At 45.3% G+C, this 24,697-nt stretch carries 24 protein-coding genes; 23 read left to right on the top strand and 1 reads right to left on the bottom strand.

Translation table 11 applies throughout. The features are described from left to right. The 7 genes from M3204_RS18445 to M3204_RS18415 all read left to right on the top strand — a co-directional run bounded on the left by M3204_RS18445 (window position 1) and on the right by M3204_RS18415 (window position 7,096). Window positions 1–774 (top strand): enoyl-CoA hydratase-related protein, encoded by a 774-nt coding sequence (locus M3204_RS18445; RefSeq protein WP_251485641.1) that lies wholly within the window; start codon window positions 1–3, stop codon window positions 772–774. A gap of 38 nt (window positions 775–812) precedes the next feature. After that, window positions 813–2,330 (top strand): aldehyde dehydrogenase family protein, encoded by a 1,518-nt coding sequence (locus M3204_RS18440; protein ID WP_251485638.1) that lies wholly within the window; start codon window positions 813–815, stop codon window positions 2,328–2,330. A 68-nt stretch (window positions 2,331–2,398) separates the two neighbouring features. Then, window positions 2,399–3,262 (top strand): 3-hydroxyacyl-CoA dehydrogenase, encoded by an 864-nt coding sequence (locus M3204_RS18435; RefSeq protein ID WP_285857060.1) that lies wholly within the window; start codon window positions 2,399–2,401, stop codon window positions 3,260–3,262. A gap of 12 nt (window positions 3,263–3,274) precedes the next feature. Further along, window positions 3,275–4,483 carry a thiolase family protein gene (locus M3204_RS18430; protein ID WP_251485636.1) on the top strand — a complete coding sequence of 403 codons (1,209 nt, stop codon included), beginning with the start codon at window positions 3,275–3,277 and terminating at the stop codon, window positions 4,481–4,483. Then, a complete protein-coding gene (locus M3204_RS18425) occupies window positions 4,484–5,260 on the top strand; it encodes an enoyl-CoA hydratase-related protein (RefSeq protein ID WP_251485633.1) in 777 nt (258 codons plus the stop codon). A gap of 137 nt (window positions 5,261–5,397) precedes the next feature. Continuing rightward, a complete protein-coding gene (gene paaX / locus M3204_RS18420) occupies window positions 5,398–6,273 on the top strand; it encodes a phenylacetic acid degradation operon negative regulatory protein PaaX (protein ID WP_251485630.1) in 876 nt (291 codons plus the stop codon). A gap of 148 nt (window positions 6,274–6,421) precedes the next feature. After that, window positions 6,422–7,096, top strand: a complete 675-nt coding sequence (locus tag M3204_RS18415) for an NAD(P)H-dependent oxidoreductase (protein ID WP_251485615.1) — start codon at window positions 6,422–6,424, stop codon at window positions 7,094–7,096. A 42-nt stretch (window positions 7,097–7,138) separates the two neighbouring features. Here the strand turns inward: M3204_RS18415 and M3204_RS18410 are convergent, their stop codons facing one another. Beyond that, on the bottom strand, window positions 7,139–7,660 hold the full coding sequence (locus tag M3204_RS18410) for a gamma carbonic anhydrase family protein (protein ID WP_251485613.1): 522 nt from the start codon (window positions 7,658–7,660) through the stop codon (window positions 7,139–7,141). Between the two features lie 73 nt (window positions 7,661–7,733). Here M3204_RS18410 and M3204_RS18405 point away from each other — a divergent pair, with 73 nt between their 5' ends. From M3204_RS18405 to M3204_RS18330, 16 genes are all read left to right on the top strand, one after another. After that, window positions 7,734–8,681, top strand: coding sequence for an NAD(P)H-dependent flavin oxidoreductase (locus M3204_RS18405; RefSeq protein WP_251485602.1), 948 nt, complete (start codon window positions 7,734–7,736; stop codon window positions 8,679–8,681). Between the two features lie 445 nt (window positions 8,682–9,126). After that, window positions 9,127–10,125, top strand: a complete 999-nt coding sequence (locus tag M3204_RS18400) for an ABC transporter substrate-binding protein (protein WP_251485599.1) — start codon at window positions 9,127–9,129, stop codon at window positions 10,123–10,125. An 18-nt stretch (window positions 10,126–10,143) separates the two neighbouring features. Continuing rightward, a complete protein-coding gene (locus tag M3204_RS18395) occupies window positions 10,144–11,175 on the top strand; it encodes an ABC transporter permease (protein ID WP_251485595.1) in 1,032 nt (343 codons plus the stop codon). Continuing rightward, on the top strand, window positions 11,150–11,944 hold the full coding sequence (locus M3204_RS18390) for an ABC transporter ATP-binding protein (protein WP_251485592.1): 795 nt from the start codon (window positions 11,150–11,152) through the stop codon (window positions 11,942–11,944). The genes M3204_RS18395 and M3204_RS18390 overlap by 26 nt, the downstream gene beginning before the upstream one ends. Before the next feature lie 440 nt (window positions 11,945–12,384). After that, window positions 12,385–12,543 (top strand): hypothetical protein, encoded by a 159-nt coding sequence (locus tag M3204_RS18385; protein ID WP_251485589.1) that lies wholly within the window; start codon window positions 12,385–12,387, stop codon window positions 12,541–12,543. 151 nt (window positions 12,544–12,694) lie between these two features. Then, window positions 12,695–13,084: a thioesterase family protein gene (locus M3204_RS18380; protein ID WP_251485939.1), complete on the top strand. Its 390-nt coding sequence runs from the start codon at window positions 12,695–12,697 to the stop codon at window positions 13,082–13,084. 60 nt (window positions 13,085–13,144) lie between these two features. Then, window positions 13,145–14,251, top strand: coding sequence for a Leu/Phe/Val dehydrogenase (locus M3204_RS18375; protein ID WP_251485586.1), 1,107 nt, complete (start codon window positions 13,145–13,147; stop codon window positions 14,249–14,251). A 33-nt stretch (window positions 14,252–14,284) separates the two neighbouring features. After that, complete coding sequence (gene pdhA / locus M3204_RS18370; RefSeq protein WP_251485583.1) at window positions 14,285–15,352, top strand: pyruvate dehydrogenase (acetyl-transferring) E1 component subunit alpha; 1,068 nt, start codon at window positions 14,285–14,287, stop codon at window positions 15,350–15,352. Then, window positions 15,352–16,347 (top strand): alpha-ketoacid dehydrogenase subunit beta, encoded by a 996-nt coding sequence (locus M3204_RS18365; protein WP_251485580.1) that lies wholly within the window; start codon window positions 15,352–15,354, stop codon window positions 16,345–16,347. Before pdhA ends, M3204_RS18365 begins: the two co-directional genes overlap by 1 nt. A gap of 11 nt (window positions 16,348–16,358) precedes the next feature. After that, entirely contained in the window at window positions 16,359–17,720 is a 1,362-nt protein-coding gene (locus M3204_RS18360; protein WP_251485577.1) for a dihydrolipoamide acetyltransferase family protein, read from the top strand. After that, complete coding sequence (gene lpdA / locus M3204_RS18355; protein WP_251485575.1) at window positions 17,721–19,145, top strand: dihydrolipoyl dehydrogenase; 1,425 nt, start codon at window positions 17,721–17,723, stop codon at window positions 19,143–19,145. A gap of 254 nt (window positions 19,146–19,399) precedes the next feature. Further along, entirely contained in the window at window positions 19,400–20,515 is a 1,116-nt protein-coding gene (gene hppD / locus M3204_RS18350; RefSeq protein WP_251485561.1) for a 4-hydroxyphenylpyruvate dioxygenase, read from the top strand. Window positions 20,516–20,586: 71 nt separating this feature from the next. Further along, complete coding sequence (gene hisC, locus M3204_RS18345; protein ID WP_251485558.1) at window positions 20,587–21,678, top strand: histidinol-phosphate transaminase; 1,092 nt, start codon at window positions 20,587–20,589, stop codon at window positions 21,676–21,678. Between the two features lie 3 nt (window positions 21,679–21,681). Next, the gene (locus M3204_RS18340; RefSeq protein ID WP_251485555.1) at window positions 21,682–22,293 is read left to right on the top strand and encodes a flavin reductase family protein; all 612 of its coding nucleotides are present in this window, start codon (window positions 21,682–21,684) and stop codon (window positions 22,291–22,293) included. Between the two features lie 8 nt (window positions 22,294–22,301). Next, window positions 22,302–23,225 (top strand): fumarylacetoacetate hydrolase family protein, encoded by a 924-nt coding sequence (locus M3204_RS18335; RefSeq protein WP_251485552.1) that lies wholly within the window; start codon window positions 22,302–22,304, stop codon window positions 23,223–23,225. Between the two features lie 15 nt (window positions 23,226–23,240). Then, entirely contained in the window at window positions 23,241–24,398 is a 1,158-nt protein-coding gene (locus M3204_RS18330) for a homogentisate 1,2-dioxygenase (protein WP_251485549.1), read from the top strand. Window positions 24,399–24,697: the final 299 nt, after the last annotated feature.

Raw genomic sequence — 24,697 nt, 5'->3', positions numbered from 1 at the left:
GTGTTTGAAACCGTTTTGTATGAAGTGCGGAATCAGGTAGCCTACATAACCCTGAACCGCCCTGATAAATTGAATGCCTTCACTGAACAATTGAATAAGGAAATCCAGACGGCGATCAAGAATGCTTCAAGGGATAAAGAAGTCAGAGCCTTGGTCATTACAGGAGCTGGCCGGGCATTTTGCTCCGGCGAGGATTTGGCAGGTGTATCTGATGACATGGACCACGGCGAGGTGCTTCGCAAACGCTATAATCCGATGCTTCTCGAGCTTGATCGCTGTGAGAAGCCAGTGATCGCGGCTGTGAATGGTGTTGCCGCCGGTGCTGGCATGAGCCTGGCACTTGCCTGTGATTTCCGTGTTGCTTCTGAAAAAGCGAGCTTTGTGGAAGCCTTTATCCATGTCGGTCTAGTACCAGATGCCGGTAACCTCTATTACCTACCGAGAATCATCGGACATGCAAAAGCAATGGAGCTTGCGGTTTTTGGTGAAAAAGTTCCGGCAGAAAAGGCAAGAGAGCTAGGACTTGTTACAGAAGTCATTCCGATGGATAAATGGGATGAGAAAGTGGCAGCATTCGCAGAAAGACTCGCCAATATGCCGACGAAGGCAATCGGCCTGATCAAAAGGAACCTGAAAGCAAGCTGGCATTCAAATCTTGAAGACTATCTAGAGAGAGACGCACAGAGTCAGAGGATTGCCGGGCAAACCGCTGACCATAAAGAAGGCGTCCAATCATTCATGGAAAAAAGAAGGCCAGTTTTCAAAGGGAAATAAACGAAACTATCACACTACAAAAAAAGGAGATGGTACGCGTGACAACAGTTAAAGAACAAAAATTCGAATCAATGGCAGTAAAACGCGAGACATATCAGCTAATTATTAATGGCGTTCGCCAGGACAGCACAAATGGTGAAACATATAAAGTGTACAATCCAGCAACAGGTGAGGAAGTTGCAACTGTAGCGAAAGCTTCTAAAGAAGATGCGGAATTGGCAGTCCAGGCTGCAAGAAATGCATTTGACTTTGGCAAGTGGCGCCATTTCCCAGTTAACAAGCGTTCCCGTACGCTAAATAAAATTGCTTCTATCATGCGTTCCCGTTTCAATGAACTGGTAGAATTGGAGATTCTCGATACGGGTAAATCTCTTGCTGCAGCCCAGGGGCAGGTAATGCAGGCAATCGAAGACTTCGAGTTTTACGCAGGTGCGATCGTCAGCCACCGCGGCGCTGTCAACAGCATGCCTGGAGCTTTCCAGAACATCACTGAAAAAGAGCCAGTCGGGGTCTGTGCCCAGATCATTCCTTGGAACTATCCAATGATGATGGCCGCATGGAAGATTGCTCCGGCTATTGCTGTCGGCTGTTCGGTTATTGTAAAACCAGCTTCATTGACACCACTGACAGCAATCGTGCTAGGAGAAATCTGTATCGAAGCAGGCGTTCCTGAGGGTGTAGTAAACGTAATACCTGGATCAGGTTCAGTCATTGGAAACTATCTTGTTGAGCATGAAAAAGTAGACAAAGTAGCTTTCACAGGCTCTACACCAATCGGCAAGGATATCATGGCAAGAGCCTCTCAAACTCTTAAACGAGTGACACTTGAGCTAGGCGGAAAATCGCCGAGCATCATTTTTGAAGATGCCGATATTGATGCTGCCGTCGACGGTTCATTGTTTGGCATCTTCTATAATACGGGCCAATCATGTGAAGCTCGCTCAAGACTGTATGTCCATGAAAATGTGTACCATGAATTCATCGAAAAATTCGTTGCAAAAACAAAGCAGCTGAAGCTTGGCAACCCGTTTGATAAAGAAACACATGTGGGGGCAGTCATCAGCCAGGATCAGATGAATGTAATCGATGGTTATGTAAAATCTGCCCAGGAAGACGGAGCAGAAGTTTTAACAGGCGGAAAGGCTGCAAACCTTGAAGGCTATGAAAATGGCTATTGGTATGAGCCTACGATTATCGCTGAAACAAACCACAGCATGAAGGCTGTAAAAGAAGAAATTTTCGGGCCTGTCGTTGTGGTGATGAAGTTCAAGGATGAAAAGGAAGCTGTCAAACTCGCAAATGACAGCGAATATGGTCTTGGTTCAGCAATCTGGACGAAGGATTATGGCCGCGCCACAAGAGTGTCTAAGCTAATCCAGGCGGGTATCGTCATGATCAACTGCCCATTCTCAGCCTTCCCTGGGACGCCATTCGGCGGCTACAAACAATCTGGTTTCGGCCGTGAACTCAGCATCGAAACACTTGATTTATATACAGAAACAAAGAGTATCGTCTCTTACTACGGCAGCCGCCCGCTAAACCCGTTTAATTTGTAAAGAAATGGCGAGCACTCACATTTGCGGGTGCTCGCCTTTCAGTTTTTCGAAAAAGGAGGACAAATATAATGAAGAAACTCGTCGTAATCGGTTCAGGTGTAATGGGCAGGGGCATTGCCTATGTCAGCTGTCTAGGCGGATTTGATACAGTATTGATCGATGTGGAAGAAAAACAGCTCCGAAATGCCGAACTTGAAATCAATAGCATTTTTGAAAAGGGGTTGGCACGCGGGAAAATAACCGCAGACGACATTGCATCGGCAAAAGCACGGCTTAACTATTCAAACTTCCTTGCAGAAAACGTTAAGGATGCCGATTTGGTCATCGAAGCCGTACCGGAAAAAGTTGATATCAAGAAAACGATCTTCGAGGTCATCGACCAGCATGCAGCAACTCACTGCTTGTTTGCTACCAATACGTCTACAATGAGTCCGACTGAAATCGCTTCTTTCACCAAACGGCCGGATAAAGTCATCGCAATGCACTTCTTCAATCCAGTCCATAAGATGCCGCTCGTCGAAATTATCCGCGGCCTGGAAACAAGTGATGAAACAGCCGAAGCGATTCAGCAGGCTGCCATCCGGATGGGCAAGGAAACTGTCATTGTCAATGAATTCCCGGGCTTTGTGACAAGCAGGATCAGCGCGCTTGTCGGCAATGAAGCATTTTATATGCTGCAGGAAGGCGTTGGCACGGCAGAAGAAATAGATAAAGCAATTAAACTCGGCCTTAATTATCCAATGGGACCATTCGAGTTAGGGGATTTGGTTGGCTTGGATACAAGGCTGAATAATTTGAAGTACCTTCATGAGAAACTCGGGGGAAAATACCGCCCAGCGCCTCTTCTGGAGCAGTATGTAAAAGCAGGACGACTGGGCAGGAAGACGGGGCGCGGTGTCTACGACTATAGAGAATCAATGACCACTAAGTAAAGGAGGATGACTATGAAGGAAGTTGTTATTGTAGATGCAGTCAGGACTCCAATTGGAAGATATAACGGCAGCCTGCGCCATATCCGTCCCGATGATCTGGGGGCTTTGGTGATCAAAGCGATAATCGAGCGGAATCCTGGAGTACCAGCGACTCAAATTGAAGAAGTAGTCCTAGGAAATGCGAACCAGGCAGGCGAGGATAACCGGAATGTTGCCAGGATGTCCGGCCTTTTGGCTGGCCTTCCTGTCGAGGTGGCGGGAACGACGATTAATCGTCTATGTGGTTCCGGTCTTGATGCAGTGAATTATGCGGCAAGAGCAATTTTAGCAGGTGAGGGTGATATCTTCATTGCCGGCGGAACGGAAAGCATGACAAGAGCACCACTTGTAATGGCCAAACCGCAAACAGAATTTCCACGCGGAAATATGGAAATGTTCGATACAACGATCGGATGGAGATTTGTTAATGATAAGCTGAAGGAAATGTACGGAACGGACAGCATGCCAGAGACTGCAGAGAACGTTGCGAAAAAGTATAGCATCTCCAGGGAAGCACAAGATGAGTTCGCCGCAGAAAGCCAGCTGCGAGCACGAAAGGCAATGGAAGATGGCCGGTTTGAAAACGAAATCGTTCCAGTTGTTTATGAGGATAAAAAGGGCAATCAAACGATCATTGACCGTGACGAACATCCACGTCCTGGCACGACTGTCGATAAATTGGCTAAACTGAAACCTCTTTTCAAGGATGGCACTGTTACAGCTGGCAATGCATCGGGTGTTAACGATGGAGCATCGGCAATATTGATGATGAGCCGTGAAAAAGCAACGGAACTTGGTTTAAAGCCACTGGCCAAATATGTTGTTTCAGCAACGGCAGGCCTTGAGCCATCAATCATGGGAATGGGTCCTGTCTTTGCAGTTCAAAAAGCATTGAAAAGGTCAGAGTTATCTCTTGCTGACATCGATCTTATCGAATTGAATGAAGCATTCGCTGCCCAGTCACTTGGCTGCATCCAGGAGCTGGGACTCGATCGATCAAAGGTGAATGTCAACGGAGGAGCGATTGCATTCGGCCATCCTCTAGGAGCAAGCGGGTCAAGGATATTGACGACCCTTTTATATGAGATGAAAAAGCGAAATTCGAAATATGGACTGGCGACAATGTGTGTTGGTGTCGGCCAGGGGATTGCCACCATTATCGAGAATATAGGAGAGAAGTAAATGAAATATATCAAATTACAGAAAGAGCAGCATATCGCTTATATAACAATCGATCGACCCGAATCACTGAACTGCTTCAATTATGAAACGCTAAAGGAGCTGGGCGATGCAGTCGATAGCCTCCATACGGATCCGGATGTCAGGGTGGTTATTTTTACAGGTGCTGGAGATAAAGCATTTAGCGCAGGAGCGGATTTAAAAGAGCGTAAGCATCTTACCGAGACAGAAGTCCGTCGGAATGTAAAGAAGATCCGCGACGTATTCAGCGCGGTTGCTGAATTGCCGCAGCCGACAATCGCTGCCGTTAATGGTTTCGCTTTTGGCGGGGGTTTTGAGCTGATGCTCGCATGCGATTTTAAAATTGCTGCGGATAGCGCCTTGATGGGGATGACGGAGGTTAGCTGGGGAATCATTCCTGGTGCAGGAGGAACACAGCGTCTTTCAAGATTGATCGGCGAGATGAAGGCGAAGGAATTGATCCTTACGGCGAGAAAAATATCTGCAGAAAAAGCGTATGAGCTTGGGATTTTAACTGCCATCGAAGCAAAAGAAAACGTCATGGCTGCCTGCAAGGAACTAGCAGAGGAAATTCTTCAGAATGCCCCAATCGCAGTAATACAGGCAAAGTATGCAATTCAGCACGGCAGCAGCACTGACCTGCAGACCGGGCTGGCAATTGAATCAAAGGCATATGAGGTAACGATTCCTACAAAGGATCGTGTTGAAGCGCTGAATGCTTTCAGCGAAAAACGAAAGCCTGTTTTTACAGCTGAATAAAACCATGATCCATAGGGTGCCGACTCTATGGATTTTGCCATAGAAGCGAATTGTTTTTGCAAAATAATGATAATACTGTAAAATATTTTATGACGGATTTATTCCGTTCATTAAAAACGAATGAGGATGACAGAAGCTTGAATACTAGATCAATGATATTTACCTTATATGGCGACTACATCTCCCATTATGGGAGCAAGATATGGATTGGCAGCTTGATTCGGCTGCTGAATGAATTCGGGCACAACGATCAGTCTGTAAGGGCAGCGATTTCCAGGATGAATAAACAAGGATGGGTGCAGGCTGAGAAGATTGGAAACAAGAGCTATTATTCCCTCACCCCAAGGGGGCAAAAAAGGATTGCCGAGGCGGGCAAGCGTATTTTTAAATTGAAGCCCGAGGAATGGGACGGAAAGTGGAGAATTCTCATGTATACGATTCCTGAGGAAATCCGCAATGTTCGTGATGAACTGCGTAAAGAGTTGATATGGAGCGGCTTTGGTTCTATGTCAAACAGCTTTTGGGTTTCGGCAAACAATCTAGAACGCCAGGTTAATGATTTAATTGAAAAATACGAGATAGAACAGTATGTTGACTTCTTTGTTGCTGAATATAAGGGTCCCCATGAGAATCGGAGACTTGTAGAGAAAAGCTGGGATCTCCAGGAGATTAACGCAAAATATCAAGATTTCATCAGTGAATACAGCCAAAAATACATCATTGATAAAAATAAGATTCAAAAAGGCAGCATGTCAGACGCCGAATGCTTCGTCGAGCGGACGAAGCTTGTGCATGAATACAGGAAGTTCCTTTTCTTTGATCCAGGGCTGCCGGAAGAGCTGCTGCCTGAAAAATGGCTGGGCAGCCATGCAGCCTCGCTATTCAGCGAATACTATAAGGAATTGGCTGAGCCGGCATCCCGTTTCTTTGAGTCCGTCTTTAAAGAGGGAAATGAAATGAAACATAAAGATGTTGATTATAATGTAATGGACCATCCTTATATTTTGGAATAATGTGAAGCCATCCTTGATCTGGATGGCTTTCTTCTTTAACACAAGCATGCAGCATAAGCAATTGAAAAGGGTTCAACAGTGCTTTTTCATGAATATTCCAGGGAAATATGATAAGTTATAAAAAAGACCTGGAAGGAGAGATGGATAGATGCTAAACAAAGAGACATTAAAACAAGAAATTCTTGAGGCTTTTCAATTTAGACATGCCACAAAGGAATTTGATCCTGAAAAGAAAATTCCCGAAGACGATTTCCGTTTCATATTAGAAACAGGCCGATTATCACCTAGTTCATTTGGGTTCGAGCCTTGGCGCCTGCTTGTTGTCCAAAGTGACGAACTGCGGGAAAAAATTAAAAATACAGCATGGGGAGCTTTTAGCAAGCTTCCGGAAGCAAGTCATTTTGTAGTCATTCTCGCCAGGACTAAGCTTGACACAAAATATGATTCAGCCTATTTACAGGACCATTTTACAAATGTTAAAAAGCTGCCCGAAGAATTCAAGGCTAAATACCTCGAGAGAATCGAAGAATTCCAGAAATCTGATTTTAACCTGCTCGAAGGTGAGCGCCCGCTTTTTGACTGGGCCTGCAAGCAAACGTACATAGCCTTAGCCAACATGATGACGGCTGCGGCACAAATCGGCATCGACTCCTGTCCGATTGAGGGTTTCAATTTTGATAAAATGAACCAGCTTCTTGCTGATGAAGGCTTGCTGGAGAATGGCCACTTTGGAATTTCAGTAATGTGCGCTTTTGGCTACAGAGTCAATGAGCCAAAACCAAAAACAAGACGGCCGATGGACGATATTGTAAAGTGGGTTTGATCGCAAACGAAAAGAGCTTGGTACTTTCCAAGCTCTTTCCGTTTAATTAATATCTTTCAATGTCTCACGATATTCCTTGCCTTTTTGGACATATGTATCGATTGATAACTGGATTAGCTCTAAATCCTTTTCCCCAATCTCCCTTACCACTTTCCCTGGTGCTCCGACGACGAGCGAACGTGGCGGGATTTTCTTGCCAGCTGGAATCAACGTATTGGCCCCGATGATACACTCCTCGCCGATTTCCGCACCATCAAGGATGGTGGCGCCCATGCCGATGATGCATCGTTTTCTGATCGTGCAGCCATGCAGGATTGCGTTATGTCCTACTGTGACTTCATCCTCTATCACTAGCGGGGAACCTTCATAAAGATGGCAGGTTACATTATCCTGGATGCTGCAGCTTTCGCCAATCGTAATCGTATCTTCATCTCCACGCAAGACAGCATTGAACCACACACTTGAATTCTTGCCAATTTTCACATCCCCGATGATAAAGCATCCTGGTGCCTGAAAAACGGTTTCATCGACCGCAGGCTTTTTATTGAGATAAGTTAAAATCATATTGTCACTCCTTTTCGCAATTGTCATAATTTTAAAATTAGTATAACATTATTATAACGAAGGGGGAATTTTTGTGAATGGAATTACTTCTGTTCTGGGCATAAAATATCCAATCATCCAGGGGGGAATGGGAAATATCAGTAATGCGGTACTGACGGCTGCTGTTTCCGAAGCCGGAGGGTTGGGCACGATTGGTGCCGGGACGATGCCTGCTGAGGAAGTTGAACAAATAATAATTGAAACCAAATCAAGGACTTCTATGCCTTTCTCTTTGAACGTTGCTTTAAGTGTTTCCCCAGATGCGGTGGGAATTTTAAAGCTTGCTGTAAAGCACAAGGTTCCGGCAGTTACTTTATCTGCAGGAAATCCAGCACCTTTTATTCCAAAGCTGCACGAAGCGGGAGTCAAGGTCATTGCAGTAGTCGCATCTGTAAAACAGGCGAAGAAAGCAGAAACAGCAGGGGCAGATATTTTAGTAGCTGAAGGGTATGAAGCGGCAGGTATAAATTCGAATCTGGAAACTACCACTCTCGCATTGATCCCGCAGATTGTCGCACAAGTAAATATACCTGTTGCTGCGGCTGGCGGAATCGGGGATGGCAGAGGTCTTGCGGCAATGCTGGCTCTCGGTGCAAGTGGAGTGCAGATGGGAACAAGGTTCATAGCGACAAAGGAAGCACCATTCCATGACGTTTACAAGCATAAATTATTGCTGGCCAATGATCATGAAACGGTGATTGTCGGGAGGTCTGTCGGCAGGATCCGCAGATTGCTGAATACTCCATATGCAGGGAAACTGCTGGAGGCTGAAAAACAGGGATTAACGGTGGAGGAGTTTGCGGAACTGACAACAGAAGATATACATAAAAAAGGCGCACTTGAAGGCAACGAGGAATGTGGCTTCATGAATGGCGGCCAGGTATCCGGATTGATTTCAGATATTCCGACCGTAAAAGAATTACTTGATCGTATGGTGAAAGAGGCTCGTGAACGTTTGAAGGTGGCTGCAGCCTTACTATAATCTCTTCAAAGCATGCTTCAATACGAAAGCATGCTTTTTTATTTTTCAAATTTCAACCCATAATACAAACATGAATTAATTCTAATGGCCATAAAGCCAGTAATACCTGAGTTTACTCCCTCACTTTCGCGCATAAAAGCAAAAAAGTTTTGTTATTTTCAAAAAACATCTTGTCGATTTTCTAAAAAGATGGTTTAATAATTAGAAATCTCAACATACTAAATTTTCGGAATATTATTGACACTATTTTTACGTGGTGTTAATATAACGTTATATTTACGGTGTCTATAGTGAATATCATACTTTTTGGAATCGCTTTCAAATATTCTTAATCTCCGATTCTATTACGAAAGTAAAAGTGTTGAATTTGGTGCGTTCCGGCTGCCTGCAAGTCTTAAATTACATAGCTGTTTTGCCGGTTTATAAAATATCAAGGGGGATTTTTATGAAGAAGTCTGTAAAAGCTATTTCCTTTGTCCTTGCCAGTGCGCTTGTTTTGGCTGGATGCGGAGGAAAGGAAGCATCAAATGGTTCATCAGACAAAAAGCAGTACAAGATTGGCTTGACTCAGTTTGCTGAGCATCCGTCTCTTGATGCCGCAACGGAAGGATTCAAAAAGGCTCTCGAGGACAAAGGATTTAAAGAAGGCGAAAATGTGAAGTATGATTTCCAGAATGCCCAGGCTGATATGAACAACACCGCATCGATTGCAAACAACTTTGTCGGTGACAAGGTCGACTTGATCTTTGCTAACGCAACGCCAAGTGCTGTAGCAGCACTCAATGCAACAAAAGACATTCCAATTATTTTCACTTCTGTAACAGACCCAGTTGGAGCAGGCCTGGTTGAAGCATTCGATAAGCCTGGCGACAACATTACAGGTACAACAGATAACCATCCGGATGCTACGAAGAAGACAGTCGATTTTATGACAAAGGAAGTTGGAGCTAAGAAAATTGGCGTCATCTACAACGCTGGTGAACAAAACTCTGAAGTCCAGTTAAAAGAGGTTAAGAAGCTTGCGGAAGCAAACGGTGCGAAAGTAGTAGAGGCTTCGATTTCAACTTCTGCCGAAGTTAAGCAGGCTGCTGAATCACTTGTTGGACGCGTTGACGCCATTTATGTACCGACTGACAACACAGTTGTTTCTGCCCTTGAATCTGTGATTTCAGTGGCAAATGGCAAGAAGATTCCATTGTTCGTTGGTGAATTGGATTCGATGAAGCGCGGAGCAGTCGCGGCGAGCGGATTCAACTACTACGACATCGGTTACCAGTCTGGATTGATGGCAGCTGAAATTTTATCCGGCAAAAAGAAAGCATCTGAAATCCCGGTCGAGCTTCCTGATTCATTAACACTGACAATCAATAAAAAGGCCGCTAAGGAACAAGGCGTTGAAGTGAAGGAAGCATGGGGAGAGGACGCAGAGTTCTACGAAGAATAAAAGAAAGGATGATTCAACTTGTTTACTTCAATATTTGGAGCATTTGAGTCAGGCATCATCTATGCCATTATGGCTCTAGGCGTATACTTATCCTTTCGGGTATTAGATTTTCCAGATTTAACGGTTGACGGCAGCTTCGTGACAGGAGCTGCAGTTGCCGCAATCATGATCGTAAATGGTGCAAATCCCTTTGCCGCGACGATGACAGCACTTGTTGCTGGATTCCTCGCTGGTTGTTTGACTGGTGTCATCCATACAGTCGGCAAGGTAAACGCGCTTCTCTCGGGGATCCTGATGATGATTGCACTGTATTCTATCAATCTCAGAATCATGGGGAAATCGAATGTGCCCTTGTTGAATACGGATACTACAATGACTGCGGTAAGGGACTTTTTCGATAAAACTGGAATTGATTCAGTTTTTAACGGAATCCTGTCAGCCGTTGGTCTTGGCGACAGTCTCCCAAGGACATGGGGAATTCTTTTATTCATGATTATTGTGACCTTTGCAATCAAATTCATTACGGATGCTTTCCTGAAGACCGAAATCGGGCTGGCTATCAGGGCGACAGGCGATAACAAAAGAATGATCCGCAGTTTTTCATCCAATACAAACCTGATGATCATTCTCGGCCTTGGGCTTTCAAATGCAATGGTGGCTTTTTCCGGAGCGTTAATTGCCCAGCAGGGCGGTTTCGCGGATGTTGGCATGGGAATCGGGATGATCATCATTGGTCTTGCTTCGGTAATTATCGGTGAAGCTCTGTTTGGAACAAAATCAATTGCAAGAACTACACTCGCTGTAATTGGCGGTTCAATCATCTACCGCATAGTAGTCACACTGGCATTACGGGTTGAGTTTCTTAAACCAGGGGATATGAAGCTTATTACTGCGGTGATTGTTATTCTGGCGCTGACTGCGCCGAAAATGATCGACAGCTACAAAGAGAAAAAGCGGAAGGTCAAGAGGCAGATTGAAAACATCCAGATGATGAGTGTTACTCCTGATAGAAAGGGTGAGGCTGGTGCTGCACTTAAATCAGATTCATAGAGTCTTCAACGAGGGCACACCAGATGAAAAAATCGCCCTCGATAATATTAATCTCACATTAAAAAAAGGTGACTTTGTTACCGTGATTGGCAGCAATGGTGCCGGGAAATCAACTTTGATGAATATCATTTCAGGCGTCATGCTTCCAGATCACGGCCAGGTTTCGCTGGATGGCAAGGATGTCACCTATATGTCAGAGTATAATCGCTCGAAAATGATTGGACGGGTATTCCAGGATCCAATGGCTGGAACGGCTCCAAGCATGACGATTGAGGAGAACCTGGCAATCGCCTACTCACGAAACAAACGAAGGACTCTAGGCCTTGGCGTAACAAAGAAACGTCGCGAGCTGTTCAAAGAGGTGCTCGAGTCGCTTCATTTGGGACTGGAAAATCGCTTGAATGCAAAAGTAGGAATGCTGTCTGGAGGAGAAAGGCAGGCGTTGTCACTGTTGATGGCAACCTTCACAGAGCCATCGATCCTGTTGCTTGATGAGCACACTGCGGCACTCGATCCATCACGGGCAGAGCTGATCACGAATTTAACAAATGAAATCGTTGATAGATACCACTTGACGACGTTAATGGTCACACACAATATGCAGCAGGCCCTGGATTTAGGAAACAGGCTGATCATGATGGATAAAGGCCAAATCATTCTAGAAGTAAATGAAGAACAAAAGGCAAAGCTTACGATTGATGACCTGCTCAATGAGTTCCAGCGGATTCGCGGAACAAAGATGGCAAATGACCGGGCATTGCTCAGTTAAAACGCGTCAACCAGCTAAACATTGCTGGTTGATTTTTTTTTGCATTCTTAAGAGTGTTTTTATTCTTGAATAGATACCACTATATTTTTAGCTGTGGTAAAGGTCATGGCTGATTTTGTAAACTCTGGTTGTTTGAAGCGGAAGTCTGCGGCAAAGTTAATAAACCCTTTTTCTGAAAAAATGGTTGTGTAAAAGATTAATGTTGATTTTTAGCACCTGTTGACCTGAGCGGAAATCGACAGTTTAATATAACAAAGCTAAAGATCAAGGCTCTGTTAAAGCCCAATGTTGTTTTTAATACCTGTTGATTGTAGTGGAAGGCGCGAAGACTCCTCCGAAAATGCTAACGCAGTTCCATCGTGCGTGGGCAGGTTCGAGGAAGCCCAATCAATGTCCTGCGGGCTTAGCTGGTCAGGTGAGACCTAGGTGAAATGATTCTCGTGAGGAATCATTTGCACCCCGCAGGAGCGAAGCGACGAGGAGGCTCAGCGCCAGCCAAGAAGAATTTGTCTTTGAAAAAGCTGGCACTTGAGCTTTTTCATAATTCTTCCCCCGCGGAAAGCGAAGCGCCTGGAACGAAAATCAACAGCCTTGTTTAACAGAGCAAAATCAAAAGAAATTATTATACCACTATCATTTATAAGAAAATACCAAAATTTCTTACAATTTATTGACCGTTTATTTAACGAAATGTTATGATAACGTTAAATAAACGTTATACATATTTGCAACTTGGAAAGGTGGGATATGATGCGTGATGGCTTAAAAGCTGGGCACACGGCTTCTATAGATGTCAAAGTAACACCAGAAATGTTTGCCCGCTTTGAGGGGAAGCTCGTTCATCCGGTATACTCCACGGTTTCGATGGTTTATCACATGGAATGGGTATCAAGGCAAGTCATACTTCCATTTTTAGAGGGTCACGAAGAAGGAATGGGAGGCGCAGTGACTGTAAAGCATATTGCTCCATGTGTCGAGGGGGCAGAGGTTTCGATTACCGCTACAGTGACTGATCTTCAATCAAATATCATCATAACCAATGTGAAGGCGGAAAGCCGCGGCCGTCTTGTCGGCGTAGGCGAAGTAAAACAGGTCATCCTGCCTAAGTCAAGGATATCTGAACTGTTAACTGGCAGCTAAAAATTTTGCGCAATAATGAAAGCGCTAACATGTTTTAACGGAATAAAGGGGGAAAGAAAAATGGATATGTTTGAACAAATTAGAGAACACGAGCAAGTAGTTTTTTGTAATGATGAAGCATCTGGATTAAAGGCGATTATTGCCATCCATAGTACACGTTTAGGACCAGCTTTAGGCGGATGCCGCATGTATCCGTATAAGACGGTTGACGATGCACTTGAGGATGTTTTGCGTCTTTCTAAAGGAATGACATACAAATGTGCAGCTGCCGATGTCGATTTTGGCGGAGGAAAGGCAGTTATTATTGGCGATCCTACTAAGGATAAGAGCCCAGAGTTATTCAGGGCATTCGGCCAATTTGTCGAATCGATCCAGGGCCGTTTTTATACAGGTACTGACATGGGAACCGATCCGGAGGATTTTGTCCATGCTTTGAAAGAAACAAATTGCATCGTCGGTGTAGATGAAGTATACGGCGGCAGCGGGGATTCTTCGGTTCCAACTGCACAGGGTGTAATCTATGGCTTGCAGGCAACGAGCAAAGCGCTTTGGGGAACGGATGATTTATCAGGAAAATCATACTCAATCCAGGGATTGGGGAAGGTTGGCTACAAGGTTGCTGAATACTTGCTTGAAAATGGTGCGGACCTGTTCGTAACAGATATCAACCAAAAGGCAATCGATCAAATTGTCCATAAGGCTCAGGAAATGGGTGGGGGCATCAAGGTTGTGAGCAGCGACGAGATTTACTCACAGCCAGCAGATGTTTTTATCCCATGTGCAATGGGTGGAATCATCAATGATGATACAATACCCCAGCTTCTGGTAAAGGCGATTGTCGGTTCAGCCAATAACCAGCTGAAGGAAGAACGGCATGGACTTGTGCTCCAGGAAAAAGGCATCCTCTATGCACCTGATTATATTGTCAATGCTGGCGGTTTGATCCAGGTAGCTGATGAGCTTTATTCGCCAAACAAAGAACGCGTTTTGAAGAAAACAAAAGCAATCTATAATTCTCTTTTGAATATATACAGCCAGGCAGAGCGCGAAGGAATCACAACTGTGGAAGCCGCCAATAAATTCTGTGAAAACCGAATTGAGGCAAGAACAAGACGCAACAGCTTTTTCTCTCACATGAAACGTCCGAAGTGGGCAGTGAGAATGTAATAGAAACAGAGATTTTAAATAGAGGGTGAGCCGATGGAAAAGGATTTTCCTATTTTTCAAGTGATGGACCAGAACGGGAACATTGTATCCGCTGAATATAAGGATTTAGTGACCGAAGAGCGTGTGAAGCAATTCTACTCGGAAATGGTAAGAATCCGCACGCTAGACAGGAAGTCAGTCAGTCTCCAGCGTCAGGGCCGGATAGGGACATATGCGCCATTTGAAGGTCAGGAAGCATCCCAGGTAGGAACTGCTCTTGCTCTGGAAAATGAGGACTGGATGTTTCCGACTTATCGCGATCATGGTGCAGCAATGGTATTTGGCCATTCCCTGAGGAATATCTTGCTGTTCTGGAATGGACGGAATGAAGGCTGTGTTCCGCCGGAAGGAAAAAAGATTTTCCCGCCTGCTATTCCGATTGCCACCCAGATTCCTCATGCAGCTGGTGCAGCTTTTGCCGAAAAACAAAGAGGGACGAAGAATGCAGCCATTTGTTATTTTGGCGACGGTGCAACATCAGAGGGGGATTTTCATGAAGGCTTGAATTTTGCAAGCGTCTTTCATTCTCCCGTCGTTTATTTCTGTCAAAACAATCAATACGCGATTTCTGTACCAATCAGCAAACAGATGAACTCAGCCACGATAGCCCAGAAAGCATTGGCTTATGATATTCCTGGTGTACGGATAGACGGAAATGATGTTTTTGCCGTTTTCGTAGAAACTGAGAAGGCGCTAGAACGAGCCCGCAACGGGGAAGGTCCGACGTTGATTGAAGCTATGACGTGGAGATACGGTTCGCATACAACGGCTGATGATGCTTCAAAATACCGTGACCAGAGTGAAAGCGCAATGAAACGTATGGAAACTGATCCGCTCTTGAGATTGGAACACTGGATGAAAAATGAAGGTATCTATGATGAAGCATGGGTGAAGGAAATCGCAGAACATGCTGCCGCGGAAATTGATGCCGCAGTTCAGGAGATGGAAAGTTTCCCTCCAGCTGACCCAGCCGTGATCTTTGATTATGTTTTTGAAAAGCCAACATGGACCATTGAAAAACAAAAACGAGAATACCTAGAGTTCCTCGGGGGTGAGGCATAATGAAAACTGCTGTTCAGACAAAGACATTGACACTCGTCCAGGCCATTACTGATGGACTTGATACGATGCTTGGTGAAAGCAAGCATGTCATCCTTCTAGGTGAAGATATTGGCAAAAACGGCGGAGTCTTCCGTGCTACAGATGGACTACAAGAGAAATATGGTGAGGACCGTGTAATCGATACTCCTTTAAGTGAAGCGGGTTTTGTTGGAGCAGCTATTGGAATGGCTGTAAATGGCTTCCGTCCGGTAGTTGAAATTCAATTCCTGGGATTCATTTATCCCGCTTATGAACAGATTATGACTCATGCCTCAAGGCTGAGAATGAGAACGATGGGCCATTTTACCGTGCCAATGGTGATTCGCGCTCCTTATGGTGCCGGTGTCCGTGCACCAGAAATCCATTGTGACAGTACGGAATCTCTGTTTACCCATATGCCTGGCATGAAGGTTGTCTGCCCGTCCAATGCATATGATGCCAAAGGGCTGATGATTGCCGCGATTGAAGATCCGGATCCGGTCCTATTCCTTGAACCGATGAGAAGCTACCGTTCTTCCCGCGATGAGGTTCCGGAGGGGAAGTATACAGTTGAGATTGGCAAGGGAAAAAAGCTGACTGAAGGCGATGATGTAACCGTGATTGCCTGGGGAGCGATGATTCCTGTTGCCATGAAGGCAGCTGAGGTTATGAAGCAAAAGGGTGTTGATTGTGAGGTTCTCGATTTAAGGACGCTTTATCCGATCGACAAGGACCTCGTCATTGAGTCCGTCCAAAAGACTGGACGTACTGTTATTCTCCATGAAGCACACGCAACTGGCGGGACTGGCAGCGATTTGATCTCGCTGATCAATGATGAAGCATTCCTTTATCAGAAGGCCCCGGCTGAAAGAGTAACAGGCTATGACACGCCTGTACCGTATTTTGGATTCGAAGACCATTATCTGCCGACCCCGAAAAGAGTCGCAGCTGCAATCGAGAAAGTGATGAAGTTTTAGGAGGCGTGCCAATGGTTGAAGTAAAGCTCCATGATATTGGGGAAGGGATGACTGAAGCCGACATTAACTGTTACCTGGTGAAACCCGGGGATTTCGTTAAAGCAGATGATCCATTGGTTGAAGTCCAGACAGACAAAATGACTGCAGAAATTCCCGCTCCACGATCAGGTGTAATAAAAGAATTGCTAATGACTCCAGGCCAAACGGTGAAAGTCGGCACGACACTCCTGATTATGGAGGATGGTGCCGGTGCTGGAAGAACTTTAGAAACTCAGAAGGTTAGCGATGATGTTAAAGCTGAACCTTCGAAGGTTGCGGTGAATCTGCTGAACAGACCGGTGGATGGCATTGTGACAGAGGTTGTAAGCGAGCGTTCAAAACGCATCCTCGCTTCTCCATATACAAGAAAAATTGCCCGTGAAAATAACATTAATATAATGGACCTAAACGGTACTGGACCAGCTGGCCGAATTACCGATGAGGATGTTTTAGCTGCTGTGAAATTAAGAGATTCCGGTGTTGCGAGCAATTCGGAAGTGACTTCCGAACATCAGGTTCCGAAGGTTTCGCAACCAGGTTCCGAATGGAAGGCTCCGAATATTTCAGAAGTGAGTTCCGAAACAAAGGCTTCGAATACTTCGGAAGCAGGTTCCGAAGTGGTTGAGACTGTAAATCTATCTCAGGATACAATACCGTTCCGCGGACGCCGCAAGCAGATTGCGAAGAAGATGGTCCAATCCATTTTCACGATTCCACATTGCACTCATTATGAGGAAATCGATGTAAGCGAGCTGATTACCTTCCGGGAGCAAATCAAGTCTTCTGGAAATTCTATTTCTGCTACAGCTTTTTTCATTAAAGCGCTGTCGATCGGATTAAAAGAATTTCCTGTCTTTAATGCAGTGCTTAATGAAGAAAACGAAAGCATTCAGCTGTTGCGTGAGCACCATATTGGAATTGCCGTTGACACTCCTGATGGGCTGATTGTTCCAGTCATCCGGAATGTTGAGCAGAAAAACCTGAAACAGATCCATGAAGAAATGAAGCGTCTGACAAACCTAGCCCTGGAAGATAAGCTGACAGTCAAGGATATTTCCGGAGGGACATTCACGGTCAGCAATGTAGGTCCGCTTGGGGGAAGCATTGGCGCAACACCAATCATCCAGCATCCTCAAACGGCACTTGTTTCTTTCCATAAAACAAAGAAACGGCCTGTTGTAACCGATCAGGATGAAATCGCGATCCGCTCGATCATGAATCTATCAATGGCCTTTGATCACCGAGTTGCCGATGGTGCAACGGCAGTAGCCTTTACAAACAGGTTCGCACAGTTGATCGAGAACCCCAAAATGATGCTTCTGGAGTTGATGTAAATGGTCGTTGGCGAAATAGCACATGAAAGAGATTTAATGATCATTGGCGGCGGACCCGGCGGATACCATGCAGCAATAAGGGCAGCGCAGCTCGGAAAGAATGTCACTTTGATCGAAAGGGACCAGCTTGGTGGCGTTTGCTTGAATAAAGGCTGCATTCCTTCCAAGGTGATGGCCCATGGTGCGGAAAGATTGGTGGCAGCAAAGCAGGATGAAATGCTTGGGATTGAGACAACAGGTCTTAATTTTGAAATCAGCAAGCTTTTAAACTATAAAAATCAAGTCGTTAAGCAACTCCGTGATGGTGTAGAAGCTTTATGCAAAGCGAATAAAGTGGAGTTGATCAAAGGCAGTGCTTTCTTCCTTTCCGAGGACAAAATAGGTGTTGAGAATGAAGACAGCTACGAAGTGTACCGGTTCAATGAAGCGATTATCGCTACAGGCGGCACACCGGTAAAAATGGAGAATGCACCCAGAGCAGAAAGAATTTTAGATATCTGGTCGATCGCTGATTTAGCGGCGGTTCCCGAAAATCTCATTGTGCTTGGGAATGATTATATCGCTTTGGAAATGGCGATGGTGTTCCAGGCATTTGGTTCTCAGGTGTCATTCATTTTAGCTGATGCTGATTTTGCCTTCGATTCGAGCATAAATCGTGAGTTGAACCGTATTTTGAAAAAGTCGGGAATTGCCGTTGTGAAAGGTTATTCTGTTGAAGAGACGGATTTAACAGAAGAGGGAGTTAATGTTGTCCTTTCTGGTGAAAAAGGCGTAAAGACCGTTGCTGGCAGCCATATGTTCTATTCGTTTGGCACGAAGCCCCAGCTTGAGAATCTGGGGGTCGATCGGCTTAAAATGAAAGTAACTCCTGACGGTTTTATTGTCACGGACGATACTGGCAGGACTTCGATTGAAAACATTTTTGCGATCGGTGATGTGACGACTGGACCTCAGCTTGCTGTAAAAGCGATTAAACAAGGAAAGACTGCCGCTGAAACCATCTGTGGTCGTCCTAGCGAAAATGACATGACATTCATTCCGCACATTGCCCGTACCCGCCCGCCAATTGCCTGCGCTGGTTTGACGGAGCAGGAAGCGGTCGAACAAGGATATGAAGTTGGCGTCGGAGAGTTTTCGATGTCCGCTAATGGCTTTGCTTCAATCCTCGGTAAAAAAGAAGGGCTGGTCAAAGTTGTCTTCGATAAGACTAGTGATTTGCTGCTTGGCATACATATGATCGGGGCAGGCGCAGTCGAGTTGATTTCAAATGGAATCCAGGCACTCGAAATGGCTGCCCGGGACGAAGATTTCAAGTTCCCAAACTATCCGCATCCAAGCGTAAACGAAGCGCTTCTTGAAGCTGTCGAAGCATTCAAGGGGGAAGCAATTCACAGTGTGCCGAAGAAGCAGAAGGTTAAGATATAATGCTCGATTGCTATATGCTATAACGGGGAATAAAACTGGATCAACGGAGAATAAATCTCCGCCAACAGGGATTAAATCAGGTTCAGCTGGGAAAAACCTCGTCATCGGGGAATATAGCAGAATCATCAGTGAACATAATAAGTTTCTTCACTGCGTAAAAGCATTATAGCTTTACATCGAGCTCTTGAGAGGGAAGGCAGAGTTACTATAAAATAATTTTAAATATTGTAAATATTTAAACGGGAGGTTACACAATGCAAGAGAAAGTAATGGTATCTGGCCAAACAACTGAAGATTTTTTTCCGGTAAAGGATGTTGATTATTTAGAGCTTTATGTAGGGAACGCGAAACAGGCAGCTCATTTCTTCCAGACGGCGTTTGGCTTCAAGGTTGTGGCGTATTCCGGACTTGAGACTGGCAACCGTGAAACGGCTTCTTACGTACTTCAGCAGCGCAAGATTCGTCTTGTTGTTACAGGTACTTATAATGATTCTTCTCGTGTCGCTCAATTTGTTAAGACTCACGGCGATGGCGTCAAGGATATTGCACTGGCTGTTGATGATGTGCAAAAGGCTTACGAAGGAGCTGTCAAACGCGGTGCGATCGAAATCCAGCCCCCGCATGAGGTTTCTGACGAACATGGCAGTTTGAAGAAAGCTGTCATCGGTACATACGGTGACACAATCCATACGTTAGTAGAAAGAAATAATTATAAGGGAATCTTCATGCCAGGATTTGCTGCGCATGAAACGACTGTCCCTGTGAATGACGCAGGTTTCATCGGCATCGACCATGTTGTCGGCAATGTTGAGAGAATGGAAGAATGGGTTAACTATTATGCGAACGTAATGGGCTTCAAGGAAATGAAGCACTTCACAGACAAGGATATCGTGACTGAATATTCAGCGCTGATGTCTAAGGTGATGCACAACGGAGGCCGCATCAAGTTCCCAATCAACGAGCCGGCTGAAGGAAAACGCAAGTCGCAAATCCAGGAATACCTTGAATTCTACAATGGCCCTGGCGTACAGCACCTTGCGATTCTAACAGAAGATATCGTAAGTACAGTTGCCACTCTTCGTAATAACGGAGTAGAATTCCTTAGCACACCTGATTCATACTACGAAATGCTTTCTGAGCGTGTCGGTAAAATTGACGAAGAGATTGATAAGTTAAAAGAGCTTAGCATTTTAGTAGACCGAGACGATGAAGGCTATCTGCTGCAAATTTTCACGAAGCCAATCGTAGACCGCCCGACGCTGTTCATTGAAATCATCCAGCGTAAAGGTGCAAGAGGCTTTGGCGAAGGCAACTTCAAGGCTCTATTTGAATCAATCGAACGTGAACAGGAAAGACGCGGCAACCTTTAAAAGCCGGGATGGAAGGGGGCGATTCGCTCCCTTTTCGTTATAAACGGCGACTGAGAAATTGGGGGATGAACATGAACGTAAAAGCACGAGCAGAACTTGAAGGAATCACACCATATGCCCTCGGCAAGACAATAGAGGAAATCAAGGAACAGTATGGGATCACTACTGTAAGGAAGCTATCGGATAACGAAAATGTTTATGGCACTTCACCAAAGGTCAGAGAAGCAATCATGCAGGCATCTGCTAATCTGGCATTCTATCCTGATGGAATGACCACAGGAATCGTTAAGAAGCTCTCCTCCCATTATGGATTGGACGAAAAGCATTTTCTTGTTTCGAACGGTTCAGAGGAAATCATCCGCCTGCTGACAAGGGCGTATATTGATAAAGGTGAAGAAGCGGTCATGGCGGAGGTGACTTTCCCCCGCTATAAAACGAATGTCCTGATCGAGGGGGGCAAAGCTGTTACATTACCAATGATCGAAGGCCGGCATGATCTCGAAAAAATGCAGGAAGCAATCACTGAAAAAACAAAGATGGTATTCGTCTGCAATCCGAACAATCCGACCGGGACAATTGTCGCCAAGCAAGAACTGCTTTCGTTTATTGATAATGTGCCTTCAAATGTGCTGATCATTATGGATGAAGCTTATTTCGAGTACGCTGACTCCAAGGAATACCTTGATACGATGCCGTTGCTTGAGCAGTATCAAAACATTGTTATCCTGAGAACTTTTTCAAAAATATACGGGCTTGCGAGCCTGCGTGTTGGCTATGGCATAATGCATGAAGACATCGCGAAGGAGCTCCATAAAGTAAGAGATGTATTCAATGTGAACCAGCTCGCCCAGGCATCAGCGGTGGCTGCGCTTGGAGACCAGGACTTTGTCCAGGAGTGCTCTGCTAAAAATAGTATAGAGAGAGACTTTCTAAGTGCGAAGTTCAAAGAGTTGGAGATTGATAGTTTCCCCTCACAATCCAATTTCTTGTTTGCCTTCACAAACAGACCGGTCATCCAGACGCTGACAGAGCATGGCGTCCTTGTCAGACAAATGCAGCTTTCGGGCTACAAGGAAGCGTTCAGGATTACTTTAGGTTCGCGGGAAGACCATGAATTCATTCTGCAAATCGTCAGCCAGCTTTTTCATGAAAGGGCGGTGTAAGCCTTGGAAATCAAGACAGATACGCTTGAATGGAGAGAGGCTTATAAGCTTTTGCAAGGCTCTGTCCTGCCGAGGCCAATTGCCTTTGTCTCCAGCCAGGATGAAAACGGGAACGCCAATTTGGCTCCATTCAGCTTCTTTACCGTCATTAGCGCAAATCCGATGATGGTCTGTTTTTCACCAATGAGGAGAGGGACTGATGGCGTGAAAAAGGATACGCTGAAGAATATTGAAGGAACAAAGGAATTCGTCATCAATATTGTCAGTGAAGAGTTTGTTCAGCAGATGAATGACTGTGCCACTGAATTCACTTCGGATGTGGATGAATTCGAGGCATCTGGGCTGACCAAGGTCGACAGTGTGGCGGTAAAACCGTCACGGGTCAAGGAGTCCAAGGTTCATCTTGAGTGTGTTCTCGATCAGGTCCTCCATTTTGGAGGGGAAGAAGCAGGAGCTGGAAGCCTTGTCATTGGCAAGGTGGTCCATGTCCATGTCGCCGATGAACTTTACGAAAGCGGCCGTATCAATTCAGAAAAGCTGAATCCGGTTGGAAGGCTGGCAGGAGCAACCTACACCCTGCCGCTGGCAAAAACCTTTGAGCTGCAAAGGAAATAGGTGATCTCATGAAATTCATTACGTTTACAAAAAAAGACGGTACAGTGAGTGCTGGCTGGATCAATTCAAGAAATATGGCAGTCGATATGAATGAAGCCTCCAACGGTACTTTGCCTGACAATATACTGGCATTCATCGAGAACCATGAGCAATACATGGAGTATATCGGAAAAAATAAAGGGCTGATTGAGACAGGGAATGGTTCCTATCCATTAAATGAAGTCAGCCTGAAAGCGCCGCTCCCAAACCCGAAAAGTGTCCGTGATTTTTACGCGTTTGAGCAGCATGTAAAAACCGCCCGTGAAAATCGTGGTCTTGAGATGATTCCTGAATGGTATGAAATCCCGGTTTTCTATTTTACCAACCATCTTGCTATCCGGGGGCCTGAGGATGAAATCAGGCGGCCGCAGAACTGTGAATGGATGGATTATGAATTGGAAATAGCCTGTGTTATTGGCAAGGAAGGCAGGAATATCAAGGCTGAGGATGCCGAACAGCATATTTTTGGCTTTTTTATCATGAATGACTGGAGTGCCCGCGACCTTCAGCGTCAGGAAATGAAGGTAGGACTTGGCCCAGCGAAAGGCAAGGATTTCGCGACTTCAATCGGTCCTTACCTTGTCACGAGAGATGAGTTGGAATCCCTGAAAGCTGGGAAAGGCTATGACCTTGAAATGGTTGCGAAGGTGAATGGCAAAGAGCTGTCCAGAGGAAATGTGAATGAACTTTATTTTTCCTTTGGTGAAATGATCGAGCGTGCATCATCGGGAACGACACTGTATCCGGGTGAAGTGATCGGATCAGGAACGGTCGGAACAGGCTGCATCCTCGAGCTTGGCACGAATGTACATCGCTGGCTTGAGCCAGGAGACGAAGTGGAACTGGAGATTACGGGACTCGGTGTCCTGAAAAATAAAATTATCGAAGACTAGAAAGAAGGTGTTTTCATGTATTACCGCCAGCTGGGAGAAATTCCGAAGAAACGCCATACGATTTTTAAAAAGGAAGATGGTTCGTTATTCCGTGAGCAGGTAATGGGCACAAAAGGCTTTTCCGGCACACAGTCGATTCTGTATCACCACCATATGCCGACAGAAGTCGTGAAAAGTGAACTGATCGGCAGCTATTTGCCTGAATATGAGGAACAGGGATCACTGAACCATCGGCACTTCTTGACCGATCAGATCACGAAAACGGGTGATGCTTTAAGCGGAAGGGAATATATCCTCGGTAATGATGATCTGTTAATCGGTTTTGCCAATATTACCGAGCCGATGAAGCAGTTTTACCGAAATGGCGATGGAGATGAGATGTTCTTTTTCCATCATGGGTCCGGCAAGGTAGAAACAATGTTTGGAACAATAAACTATCGTCCTGGTGATTATGTCGTGATTCCGATTGGCACGATGTACAGAGTTGTTCCAGATGATTCCGAGCAGACAAAGGCATTGATTGTCGAATCGTTTAGCCAGATTACGACTCCACGCCGGTATCGCAATGAATACGGACAGCTGCTTGAGCACAGCCCGTTCTGTGAACGCGACATTCGCGGACCAGAATTGCTTGAGACTTTCTCGGAAAAAGGGGAGCATGAGGTCATCACGAAAACCCGCGGTTATCTTCACCGCCATGTGCTGAACCACCATCCGCTTGATGTCGTCGGCTGGGATGGCTATCTGTATCCATGGGCGTTCAATATCGAGGACTTTGAGCCAATCACAGGCCGAATCCATCAGCCGCCGCCAGTGCACCAGACATTCGAAGGCCATAACTATGTAATCTGTTCATTCGTCCCTAGGCTTTACGATTACCATCCTGAAGCGATCCCGGCGCCATATTACCACAGCAACGTCAACAGCGATGAGCTGCTTTACTATGTAGAAGGCAATTTCATGAGCCGCAAGGGAATCAAGGAAGGCTCGATTACATTGCATCCAAGCGGGATTCCGCACGGTCCGCATCCAGGTAAAACGGAAGCAAGCATCGGCAAAAAAGAAACACTAGAGCTAGCGGTCATGATCGATACCTTCCGTCCCTTGAAGACGGTGAAGAAAGCCAAAGCTATTGAAGACGACCAGTATATGTATACCTGGATTGAGAAATAAGAAAAGAAGGCCAATTCGCTAATGAGCGAGTTGGCCTATTTTTGTGGAGAAACTGGAAAAAAACAATGATTTTTTCCAGTTCGCCAATAAAATTTTATTTTCGCCAATAAACGTGTGAAAATCGCCAATAAAATCATTTTTTCGCCAATAAATATGTGAAAATCGCCAATAAAAGGTTCCGTCAAGAATTATGTGTAAACATCCATACTCTATGAGTTATATGTGGAGGGGTAGTCAGGCAGCCGAGGCTGCCTGACTACCCCTTTTTGGCCTTTGTATATCGTTGTTCAAACATTTTT

This window comes from Mesobacillus subterraneus (assembly GCF_023715485.1).
Taxonomy (GTDB): Bacteria; Bacillota; Bacilli; order Bacillales; family Cytobacillaceae; genus Mesobacillus; species Mesobacillus subterraneus_B.
This window is presented reverse-complemented; position numbering and strand designations above follow the sequence as displayed.

Excerpts from the sequence above, each read along its gene's own strand:
- M3204_RS18435 (WP_285857060.1), top strand. The coding sequence starts at position 2,399 with ATGAAGAAACTCGTCGTAATCGGTTCAGGTGTAATGGGCAGGGGCATT.
- M3204_RS18430 (WP_251485636.1), top strand. The coding sequence starts at position 3,275 with ATGAAGGAAGTTGTTATTGTAGATGCAGTCAGGACTCCAATTGGAAGA.
- M3204_RS18425 (WP_251485633.1), top strand. The coding sequence starts at position 4,484 with ATGAAATATATCAAATTACAGAAAGAGCAGCATATCGCTTATATAACA.
- M3204_RS18415 (WP_251485615.1), top strand. The coding sequence starts at position 6,422 with ATGCTAAACAAAGAGACATTAAAACAAGAAATTCTTGAGGCTTTTCAA.
- M3204_RS18410 (WP_251485613.1), bottom strand. The coding sequence starts at position 7,660 with ATGATTTTAACTTATCTCAATAAAAAGCCTGCGGTCGATGAAACCGTT.
- M3204_RS18400 (WP_251485599.1), top strand. The coding sequence starts at position 9,127 with ATGAAGAAGTCTGTAAAAGCTATTTCCTTTGTCCTTGCCAGTGCGCTT.
- M3204_RS18380 (WP_251485939.1), top strand. The coding sequence starts at position 12,695 with ATGCGTGATGGCTTAAAAGCTGGGCACACGGCTTCTATAGATGTCAAA.
- M3204_RS18375 (WP_251485586.1), top strand. The coding sequence starts at position 13,145 with ATGGATATGTTTGAACAAATTAGAGAACACGAGCAAGTAGTTTTTTGT.
- pdhA (WP_251485583.1), top strand. The coding sequence starts at position 14,285 with ATGGAAAAGGATTTTCCTATTTTTCAAGTGATGGACCAGAACGGGAAC.
- M3204_RS18365 (WP_251485580.1), top strand. The coding sequence starts at position 15,352 with ATGAAAACTGCTGTTCAGACAAAGACATTGACACTCGTCCAGGCCATT.
- M3204_RS18360 (WP_251485577.1), top strand. The coding sequence starts at position 16,359 with ATGGTTGAAGTAAAGCTCCATGATATTGGGGAAGGGATGACTGAAGCC.
- lpdA (WP_251485575.1), top strand. The coding sequence starts at position 17,721 with ATGGTCGTTGGCGAAATAGCACATGAAAGAGATTTAATGATCATTGGC.
- hppD (WP_251485561.1), top strand. The coding sequence starts at position 19,400 with ATGCAAGAGAAAGTAATGGTATCTGGCCAAACAACTGAAGATTTTTTT.
- hisC (WP_251485558.1), top strand. The coding sequence starts at position 20,587 with ATGAACGTAAAAGCACGAGCAGAACTTGAAGGAATCACACCATATGCC.
- M3204_RS18335 (WP_251485552.1), top strand. The coding sequence starts at position 22,302 with ATGAAATTCATTACGTTTACAAAAAAAGACGGTACAGTGAGTGCTGGC.
- M3204_RS18330 (WP_251485549.1), top strand. The coding sequence starts at position 23,241 with ATGTATTACCGCCAGCTGGGAGAAATTCCGAAGAAACGCCATACGATT.